Source organism: Paracoccus sp. IB05, assembly GCF_016405985.1.
Taxonomy (GTDB): Bacteria; Pseudomonadota; Alphaproteobacteria; order Rhodobacterales; family Rhodobacteraceae; genus Pseudogemmobacter.
Genome location: NZ_JAEFCF010000004.1, coordinates 185,481 through 194,448, shown reverse-complemented (window position 1 = coordinate 194,448; position 8,968 = coordinate 185,481). Strand labels below are relative to the sequence as shown.

Annotated in this window: 9 protein-coding genes and 1 tRNA gene; 5 read left to right on the top strand and 5 right to left on the bottom strand. The window is 62.4% G+C overall.

The genetic code is table 11. The annotated features are described in order from the left end of the window. Window positions 1-172: 172 nt before the first annotated feature. Complete coding sequence (locus JC607_RS04660) at window positions 173-481, bottom strand: hypothetical protein (protein ID WP_198835772.1); 309 nt, start codon at window positions 479-481, stop codon at window positions 173-175. 368 nt (window positions 482-849) lie between these two features. On the opposite strand from JC607_RS04660, the gene JC607_RS04655 reads away from it, so the two are divergent. Continuing rightward, window positions 850-1,788 carry a LysR family transcriptional regulator gene (locus JC607_RS04655; protein ID WP_370584752.1) on the top strand — a complete coding sequence of 313 codons (939 nt, stop codon included), beginning with the start codon at window positions 850-852 and terminating at the stop codon, window positions 1,786-1,788. A 212-nt stretch (window positions 1,789-2,000) separates the two neighbouring features. Then, entirely contained in the window at window positions 2,001-2,873 is an 873-nt protein-coding gene (locus JC607_RS04650) for a YdiY family protein (RefSeq protein WP_198835770.1), read from the top strand. A gap of 700 nt (window positions 2,874-3,573) precedes the next feature. Here JC607_RS04650 and JC607_RS04645 read toward each other — a convergent pair. From JC607_RS04645 to pip, 3 genes are all read right to left on the bottom strand, one after another. Beyond that, window positions 3,574-3,876, bottom strand: a complete 303-nt coding sequence (locus JC607_RS04645) for a DUF6538 domain-containing protein (RefSeq protein ID WP_198835769.1) — start codon at window positions 3,874-3,876, stop codon at window positions 3,574-3,576. A gap of 133 nt (window positions 3,877-4,009) precedes the next feature. Further along, window positions 4,010-4,099: transfer RNA gene (locus JC607_RS04640), tRNA-Ser, on the bottom strand. A gap of 270 nt (window positions 4,100-4,369) precedes the next feature. Further along, window positions 4,370-5,335, bottom strand: coding sequence for a prolyl aminopeptidase (gene pip, locus JC607_RS04635; protein WP_198835768.1), 966 nt, complete (start codon window positions 5,333-5,335; stop codon window positions 4,370-4,372). A 49-nt stretch (window positions 5,336-5,384) separates the two neighbouring features. Here pip and ubiG point away from each other — a divergent pair, with 49 nt between their 5' ends. Genes ubiG through JC607_RS04620 form a run of 3 tightly spaced genes read left to right on the top strand, consistent with a single transcriptional unit; the run spans window position 5,385 to window position 7,923 of the window. Then, window positions 5,385-6,125, top strand: a complete 741-nt coding sequence (gene ubiG / locus JC607_RS04630; RefSeq protein WP_198835767.1) for a bifunctional 2-polyprenyl-6-hydroxyphenol methylase/3-demethylubiquinol 3-O-methyltransferase UbiG — start codon at window positions 5,385-5,387, stop codon at window positions 6,123-6,125. A gap of 8 nt (window positions 6,126-6,133) precedes the next feature. Next, window positions 6,134-7,069: a DUF4105 domain-containing protein gene (locus JC607_RS04625; RefSeq protein ID WP_198835766.1), complete on the top strand. Its 936-nt coding sequence runs from the start codon at window positions 6,134-6,136 to the stop codon at window positions 7,067-7,069. Then, a complete protein-coding gene (locus tag JC607_RS04620; protein WP_198835765.1) occupies window positions 7,054-7,923 on the top strand; it encodes a YihY/virulence factor BrkB family protein in 870 nt (289 codons plus the stop codon). Before JC607_RS04625 ends, JC607_RS04620 begins: the two co-directional genes overlap by 16 nt. 9 nt (window positions 7,924-7,932) lie before the next feature. Here JC607_RS04620 and JC607_RS04615 read toward each other — a convergent pair whose 3' ends face one another. Continuing rightward, the gene (locus JC607_RS04615) at window positions 7,933-8,916 is read right to left on the bottom strand and encodes an endonuclease/exonuclease/phosphatase family protein (protein ID WP_370584751.1); all 984 of its coding nucleotides are present in this window, start codon (window positions 8,914-8,916) and stop codon (window positions 7,933-7,935) included. Window positions 8,917-8,968 lie beyond the last annotated feature (52 nt).

The window sequence follows — 8,968 nt, the reverse complement described above, 5'->3', positions numbered from 1 at the left end:
ACCCCGATAACCTCGTACTCGCCGGCAACACCGGCCTGCACCGGTGACATGAGGGCGCTGGCGAAAAGCACGGCGGCCGCAATCAGTGAGATAGTATTGCGCATTTGTGTCTCCTGCGCTGGTTTCGGCCCGCTTCTGGCGGCGGGCCCGGCCTCGACAGCCCCCAATAGCCTCACCCCAGGAGCAGCGCATCCTGAGCCACGGTGATGATCGCGGTGTCGCCCTTATAGCGAAGCCCGAATCTTCGTTTCGGATAGGGCGCGATCTGGGCCAGTCTCTCGGCCGTTGCCGACACGCCAAGCGCCAGCAGCACCTCGATCACCTCAAGCTGAAACTCGGGCGTGGCGGTCAGAAAGCGCACCCGCGCCTGCTTAACGCCCCGCAGCTGAATGCTGAGGTAACGGATGTCATCATCGTCCAGCCGGATAAAGCTCTGCTCGTCCTGAGGCACTGTACTGCTCGCCTTCTTGTTGAGCGGCACGGGTATCATGATCGGCACGCGAGCGCCATGCCGGGGTTGCCGCTATCGGCGGCGATCAGCGCCGCTCGCACCCGGGGGGGGCAGGAGCCGGTGAAATTTAAACGCCCCCCCGATCTGTATAGCGTGCCCGGGCCGCGCCATCCCCCGGGAATATGGCAGGCCATGAGGTCACAGAAGATTGACGTCATCGGGGATGAAGCAGCGCTAACTATATTCAACGCCTCGAAAACGCAGGGCGCCTGTCCTGACGACGATAAGGGCCGGCATGGGGCGGGAGCTCGACCAGGGAAGTTCGACGCGCCGGACGTTTGCCTTTCGGGCAAGATCCCGCATGGAGGCGCCTGTGCTGGCAGCCTGTCCGTTGACATCTGACTTCCGGCGGGGCGAGTGGGTCTCGTCTCAGCGCGGAGGATCAGGCCATCGAACTGCAACTTGTCCGGACCTTTCTGGAGACTGCGGAAACCGGATCCTTCGCCGCAGCCTCGGAGCGGCTTTTTGTCACGCAATCGGCGGTCAGTCTGCGGATCCAGCGGCTCGAAGAGCAGTTGGGCCGCCCGCTTTTCACCCGGTCCAAGGACGGCGTGGCGCTGACAGCGGCCGGTCGTGAGTTTCGTGGATTTGCCATCGCAATCCTGCGCAACTGGGAACAGGCCCGGCTGCGGGTCTCGGCCTCTGGTGAAGAGGGTCTGCGCCTGGTGATCGGCTCAGAGCCTTCGCTCTGGCCGCGCCTCGGATTTGGCTGGCTGGATCTGCTGCGCGCCCGCCTGCCCGATCTTGCTTTGCGGGCAGAGATGGCGCGGGCGGAAGCCCTGACCCAGAACCTGTTGCAGGGGGGGATTGATGTCGCCCTGTCCTATTCAGTCGCAAACCGGCCCGGGATCCATGCCGAACAACTGCTTGATGACCAGCTGGTGCTGGTCTCGTCGCGTCAGGGGCTGGCAGTCGCGGATCTGGACGAAAACTATGCGCTGGTGGATTGGGGGCCGGAGTTCATGCGCTTTCACGAAGAGGCGCTTCCCGCGCTGCATGGCACACGTCTGCAACTGGCCTTCGGCTCTCTGGCCGCGCTTTTCATCCAGACCCGCCCCTTTGCAGCCTATCTTCCCGCCCGGCATGCCAAGCGCTTTCTCGACCTGGCGCAGCTGCATCCGGTGGCAAATGCACCGGTTTTCCAGCTTCCGGTCTGGGCGTTGTGGCGCGATGACCTCGGCGAGAAGCTGCTCGCTGTTGCAAAGGAAACACTGCTCGAAGCCGCCAGCCAGGCTTCAGACACCAATGCCGAAGTGCTTGCGCTGCGCGAAACATGAACAGAGTTCACGCCATCCGCCTGAGATAAAAAGACAAAAAACTATCATCAGCCCCGGGACATCGCCATTTCGCCAGAAAGGATCCGGTTCCACGAGTAATTCTCGGGGATGGCTCAAGTTTCCTGAATGTTCCGATTCCCGGCAAAACAGCCAATTCCTTCTTACCAACCGCCCCTGAGTTGGGACAGACGTAACCCGTGAAAGGAATTGCCATGAAATCGCTCTATCTGACCTCTGCCATCCTGGCGCTCGGACTGACGGCGCCTGCCTTCGCACAGACTGACCTCGTCGGGATTTCATCGCTTGATGACCAGATCGAGGATGTTGAACGCGATGTCGCCCGCGACATGGCCCGCGCCGAGGACAATGCCCGTTTCGGCAGCCCGGATTTCCGTCAGGGCTTCTCTGGTTCCGCCTCGATCGGCTACTCCGGCAAGACCGGTAACAATGAATCGCAGGACCTGACCGTCGGTCTGCGTCTTCGCCACGGCGCCGGTGCCTTCAGCCAGACCATCGGCGCGGTGATCGACTATTCCGAGGCCGACAACAAATCGACCAAGCGTGATGTCTTCGGTATCTATGACGCGACCTATTCCTTCGATGACCGTTTCTACGGCTTCGTGCTGGGTCGGGTTGTGTCGGACGGTCTCGCCGATCGCCTGACGGATGCGCAACTTGCCGACTCGATCAGCGATACCGATCAGCTGCGTGGCCAGAACCAACGGGACGCTTTCCTCGGCGTGGGTCCTGGCTACCGCATCATCAACGAGACCGACATGGCCTGGCGTGTGCAGGCTGGTATCGGTGTCAGCTATCTGAAGAATGGTCTGGGGGAATCGACCACCGAGACCGGCTACATCGCGTCGTCACGCTTCTACTACAAGATCAACGACAACGTGTTCTTCACCAATGACACCGACGTGCTGAATTCGGACACCGCGCTGCGGGCGAACAACGATCTCGGCGTCAACTTCAAGGTGACTGACGCGATCTCGACCCGGGTCAGCTACCTGACCGAATACAATGACAGCCGCGCAATCCGCACGGATAACAAACTCGGCCTGTCGCTGGTCTTCGGTTTCTGAGCCCTCTGACAGGAATGGGAGGGGCCATCCCCTCCCAGGCGGCGGCCTGTAACAGGGCCGCCGCTGCGTGTTTGTCCGCTTTGAGCGCTCCGACACGTACTTCGCCTTCGTCATGATGACCCCCTGCCACGGGGCAGAGGATCGACGCGTGATCTCCATAAAAAACGCGAAGGGCAGCGAACTGGACTTGCTCGAATTCTGGCAGGCTGCAGCAGAGGACGGCACCGCGTTTGGTTACCACATTCGCCTTTTTGGACCTGGTCTATCAACGTGCTGCGACCCATTTCTTCAAATTGACCGCCGTTCAAGATCGGGCCTGACCATGACAACGGCCCGCACCGTCTGGCCCGGCGCGGGCTTTATGTCCGACGCGAAGGAAAGTCCCCGGTTATCGGGGGGCGTTTCCCCTATGGCGAACTTGCGACTATGGCCGACCGGGGTCAGGTCCGAAAAGAGCGCATCATGCCTGGGTCCTTGTCGTTTGCCCTGGTGGCTGAAATGCCCAACGAGTGACGTCTTCAGCACTTGGCTCGACCAGCCTTCAAAGCCCTTTAAACGGCCATTTTCGGGCCTTCCTGCATGACACGCCGTTTTGGTCTGTTTTCAGGCCTCGAACCTTCGGAAACCCCTGATTTTGTTGACCTGTCCGGCATCTTCCGAGGTCAGTTGGGGTTTTCCGGTATCCCTGAAAGAATAGATGTCACACATCATCGGGCATGGGCAATTCGGCGACCTTAACCGTTGGCAGATAGACGATCCCGAGCTTTGTCGCGCTGGCAACCGTAGCCTTGTAGCTCGCGCGCGGAATCGCTGTTCCGGTTTTAAGCGCGGTTTCCCAGCGGGCGATCTGTTCTTCCCAAACCGACTCCGACCGATTGCGCGCCTCGCTCAGGCTATCGGTTTTCAGGGATATGCTGATAACCCTACGACTCTCAATGCCGTGGTATCTCACCGGGACATGGCGACGCAGATGATATTCTTCGGCGCCTTTGACGATTTTCATGCCCGGCAGTCTAGGGACGGCAAATCAGTTCTGCAAAGGGGCTCACCGCAGCAAAAACAGAAGCAAAAACAGAAGAAAATGCCCCGCATGGATCTGGATTTCTGCTTGAAATCAATTACTTACAAGAAAATAATGGCGGAGACGAAGGGATTCGAACCCTCGAGACCCTTCCGGGCCTGCACCCTTAGCAGGGGTGTGCCTTCGACCACTCGGCCACATCTCCACCGCCTCGTATATTGAGCGAAGGCCGGATAAACAAGGGCTTTTTCACCGGGTCAAAACCATGCGGGCATCTACTCTGTTCGCCAGAATTTTTCGGGCTGTTCAGGGGGCTGATCGCCAATATGTCGCGGCTGCATCTGCAGAAATGCACAACTTCTGGTGACGCGTGACGCCTGTCCCCCCAAAGCGGAGGAAGATCGCAGCGAGCCGGTTGCAGACGTTCGCCCTTCCCCCGAGGGAGCGTGGCTTTGTCACAATGCAGCACTCCGCTTCAGCGCAGGCGGTCCATCACGCGCACCAGCGCCTCGGAAATGCCGGGTTCTGACAGCGCGTGACCGGCCAGGGGCACGAAATGCACCCGCGCTTTGGTCCAGCCTTCTGCGAGGCTCCAGGCCGATTGCGGCGGGCAGACCATGTCATAGCGCCCCTGGATGATATCGGTGTCGATATGTGCGATCCGGGCACGGTTCTGCACGATCCAGCCGTCCTGATCCAGAAATCCGCCATTGATAAAATAGTGGTTCTCGAGCCGGGCGAAGGCATGGGCATAATCCGCAGGGCTTTCGCCCATCCAGCCATCGCTGCTGATCGAGGCCAGCGCGTTTTCCCAGCCCGACCAGATCCGCGCGTAGCGGATTTCCGTCGTCCGGTCGCCCGAAAAGAGCCGCCGGTGATAGGCCGCGATCAGATCGCCGCGCTCTTCCTCCGGGATCGGGTCGATGAAACGCTGCCACAGCTCGGGGAAGAACGCGCCCGCGCCGCCGCCGTAAAACCAGTTGAGCTCGCGCCGCGTCATCAGAAAGACCCCGCGCAGCACCAGGTGCGAAACGCGGTCGGGATGGGTGATGGCAGTGATCAGCGCGAGCGTCGCCCCCCAGCTGCCGCCAAAGGCGATATAGCGCTCGATGCCAAGCGCCTCGCGGATGCGCTCGACATCGGCGACCAGATCCCAGGTCGTGTTGCGGATCACCGAGGCGCGGGGCATCGACCTGCCGCAGCCGCGCTGATCGAACAGCACCACCCGGTAGTGGCGAGGGTCGAAATAGCGCCGCATCAGCGGGCTGCAGCCGCCGCCGGGACCGCCGTGAAAGACAATGACCGGAACCCCATCCGGATTGCCGCATTGTTCAACATAGACCTGATGGCCGTCGCCCATATCCATCATACGCTGGTCGAAGGGCTCGACCGGCGGGTAAAGGAAGTCCGACGCGCGTTTTTGTCCTGATCTCTGGTCCATTGCGGTCTATATACCGTGATGAAAAGACAAAGTCGAACGAGGACATGCGATGTCAGCCGCAAGCACTATCGATCCTGCCGAAGTCGCAAAGTTCCAGGCCATGGCAGAGGAATGGTGGGACCCGAAGGGTAAATTCCGCCCGCTGCATCTGATGAACCCCTGCCGGCTTGACTATATCACCAGCCAGATTGCCGGCGAATTCGGCCGGGATCTGACGGCACCGCGCGCTTTTGACGGGTTGCGGCTCCTCGATATCGGCTGCGGTGGCGGGCTGTTGTCCGAGCCGATGGCGCGGCTGGGGGCTGATGTGACCGGCGCCGATGCGGCCGAGCGCAATATCCCGGTGGCCCGCGTCCATGCCGAGACCCAGGGCCTCCGGATCGACTATCGCCACACCACCGCCGAGGCGCTGGCCGCAGAGGGTGAGCGGTATGACGTGGTGCTGAATATGGAAGTGGTCGAACATGTTGCAGATCCGCTGGCCTATCTGAGCGCCTGCCAGCAGCTGTTGAAACCCGGCGGGCTGATGATCTGTTCGACCATGAACCGCAATACGAAAAGCTTCGCCATGGCGATCATAGGGGCCGAATGGATCATGCGCTGGCTGCCGAAAGGCACGCATGACTGGGCGAAATTCATCACGCCAGATGAGCTTTGCGACCTGATCCGCCGCGCCGGACTTGACCCGGTGGATCGCAAGGGGATGGTTTTCAACCCGGTCTCCTGGCGCTGGAGCCTGTCTTCGCGCGATCTTTCGGTCAATTATGTCACGGCGAGTGTGAAACGGTGAAAGCAGTGGTGTTCTGGCTGGTCCTTGGTCTTGTTGCGGTCTGGGCTGCGGCGGCGCTCTGGGTGCAATTCCCGCATGCGCGCCCGCTGGCACTGGCCGGTCTGGGACTTGCGGTTCTCCTGTTGGCCTGGGCGCGACTGGGGCCCGGCTGGGGCTGGACCGGGCTTGCCGTGCTGCTGATCCTGGTCCTGGGCTGGTTTTTCAGCCTGCAGCCGCGCCAGGACCGCGACTGGGCGCCTGATGTGGCCCATATCGTCAGGGGCGAGACCGAGGGCAGCCTGGTTCATCTGGAAAACATCCGCACCTTTCGCTGGACGAGCGCCGATGAGGCCGTTGAGGGCTGGACCAGCCGCACCGTCGACCTGGCGAAGCTCGACGGGGTCGATATGATCACCTCCTCCTGGGGCAATCCGAAAATCGCACATCTGCTGGTCAGCTTCCGGTTCCAGGACGGTGCCCCCCTGACCTTCTCGGTCGAGATCCGCCGCGAGAAAGGCGAGAGTTTCTCGGCCCTGGGCGGATTTTTCCGTCAGTTCGAGCTGTCGCTGATCGCCGCTGATGAGGCGGATATCGTGCAATGGCGTGCGGTTCCGCGCGCTGAAGAAGTGCATCTCTACCCGCTGGATCTGACCCAGGATCAGCAAATCGCAGTCTTCCTTGGCTTTCTCAGGCTGGGCAATGATCTGAACGAACGGCCCGCCTGGTATAATACCGTGACCGCGAATTGTGCCTCGGTGGTGTGGAAGCTGGCGCGGGTGCTGTCTTCCGATCTGCCGCTGGACCGCAGCCTCGTGATGCCGGGCCTGCTGCCGGAATATCTTGACCGCCTCGGCGCCCTTGCCGGGCCCGGCACGCTGGACGAAAAGCGCGCCCGCGCCCTGATCTCGCCGCGCGCGCGCGACATGCCGCCGGGCGAAGATTTCTCGACATGGATCCGGCAATGAAGGCGCTGCGCCGGATCTGGCGCTTTATCACGGCGGTGGTCGAGCGGATGACCGATGGCCATTTCGGCCTTGTCGCCGCCGGAGTGGCCTTTTACGCCATGTTCGCGGTCTTTCCCGGCCTCGCCGCCGTGGTGGCGATCTGGGGGTTGATGGCCGATCCGGTGGTGATCGCGGGCTATCTCCAGGTGGCCGAGCGGTTTTTGCCCCCCGATGCCAGCCTGTTGATCCATGATCAGGTCATGGGGCTGGTCAATGCGCCGCGCACGACGCTGGGCTGGGCCACGGTGCTGTCGCTGCTGGTCGCGCTTTATTCGTCGCGCAACGGGGTTTCGGCGCTGGTCCAGGGGCTTGATGTGGTGCATCGCGCGGTGCCGCGCTCCTGGCTGGGCGGCATGGCGCGGGATTTTGTTCTGACGCTTGCGCTGATCGGCGCGCTGATCGGAACGCTGGCCACGGTGGTGGTGGTGCCGATCCTCCTGTCCTGGATGCCGCTGGATGACTTTGCCCCACGGCTGACCCGCCTGCTGCCCTGGGCGGCGATGCTGTTGCTGGTGCTGATCTGCCTCTCGATCCTCTATCGCTACGGCCCCAATGTGCCCCGGAACGAGCGTTCGCGCTGGTTCTCGGGCGGGGTCATTTTCGCGACCCTGGCCTGGGCGGGGGTCTCGATGGGCTTCTCGCTCTATCTCGAGAATTTCAACAGTTACAACAGGATCTATGGCTCTATCGGGGCTGCCGTGATCCTGATGATGTGGCTCTACCTCTCGGTCTGGGCCATCCTTGCGGGTGGTGCGATCAATGCCGAGCTGGATCAGGCGCGCCGCATCCGGCGCCAGATGGGACGGATGGGCTGAGCCCCGCGCTCATGGCGCCAGCCTGATCCAGAGCGGAAAGCTGCGCGACGCGGCGCTGGCGGCTTCCGAAAGCGGATCCTCCGGTGCCGGGCGCAGGATCCCCGCCTCAGCCACCTCAGACGCGGCATCGGGCAGGATCACCGCCGTGCGCAGGCCCCCGGTTGCCGCAAACACGGCCGTGTCCAGCGCCGGATCGCCAAGCTGACCCGGATCTGCCGGTGCAAAAGCCGCACGCGGCGCCGGGTCCTGCAGCGCGGAATGCGCAATCAGGCTGCGGATCGCGTCATGTCTTCCATCCCCGTCAACCGGATCGAGATTGCTGATCCCCATCACCACAAAGGGGGGCACCGGCGGTGCCCATGGCAGCCGCCCCTCGATCAGCGCGGTCCAGAAGGCGGTCTCATCATGATTTCGCCGCGCATTCACCTCGCCCGCAGCGCCGAAAACCGGGGCCGAGCCATGCCAGGTCAACAGCCGCAGCCGCCTGCCATCGGGAAGGATCAGCGGCACCTCCCAATGGCCGGTGGTCGAGAGCCGAAGCACCTCGCGCGCCTCAGAAGGCAGCGATTGCGGCCAAAGCGCGCCGGGAAGATCGGCCCAGAGAAAGGTGCTGAAATCGCGCGCAGCCTCGCTGTCAGTCGGGAGTTTCGACAGGATCACCATGCCGGACTGCCCGGCGAAATAGCCCCAGCCCTGGGCATCGCCCGGCCCGCCGCGCCGCGCGTCAAGATCCAGATCGAGACCCGTCGCGATACCACGGTTGGGCCGCAGCGCGAAGAGATGCGGATAATCCGGTCCGATCAGGGCAAGCCGGTCGGCAAAATGCCGCGCCGCCAGCAGCCCGTGGTCATAATCGAACCCTGCGAGCAGGATCACATCGGCATCAAGATCTGCCAGCACCCGCAGCGCCGCCTCGACCTGTGCGTCTTTGCCGCTGACGATGTCGCGCAGCAAAAGGCCGGGGCCCCGGCGCTCCAGTTCGATATTCCACACCGCAAGTTTCACCCCCGTCTCGGCCAGCGCGGCAGTGACGGGCAACAGGATC

Bases quoted from the DNA above. Each gene is read 5' to 3' on its own strand.
- JC607_RS04650 (WP_198835770.1), top strand. From the start codon at position 2,001: ATGAAATCGCTCTATCTGACCTCTGCCATCCTGGCGCTCGGACTGACG.
- ubiG (WP_198835767.1), top strand. From the start codon at position 5,385: ATGTCAGCCGCAAGCACTATCGATCCTGCCGAAGTCGCAAAGTTCCAG.
- JC607_RS04645 (WP_198835769.1), bottom strand. From the start codon at position 3,876: ATGAAAATCGTCAAAGGCGCCGAAGAATATCATCTGCGTCGCCATGTC.
- JC607_RS04620 (WP_198835765.1), top strand. From the start codon at position 7,054: ATGGATCCGGCAATGAAGGCGCTGCGCCGGATCTGGCGCTTTATCACG.
- pip (WP_198835768.1), bottom strand. From the start codon at position 5,335: ATGGACCAGAGATCAGGACAAAAACGCGCGTCGGACTTCCTTTACCCG.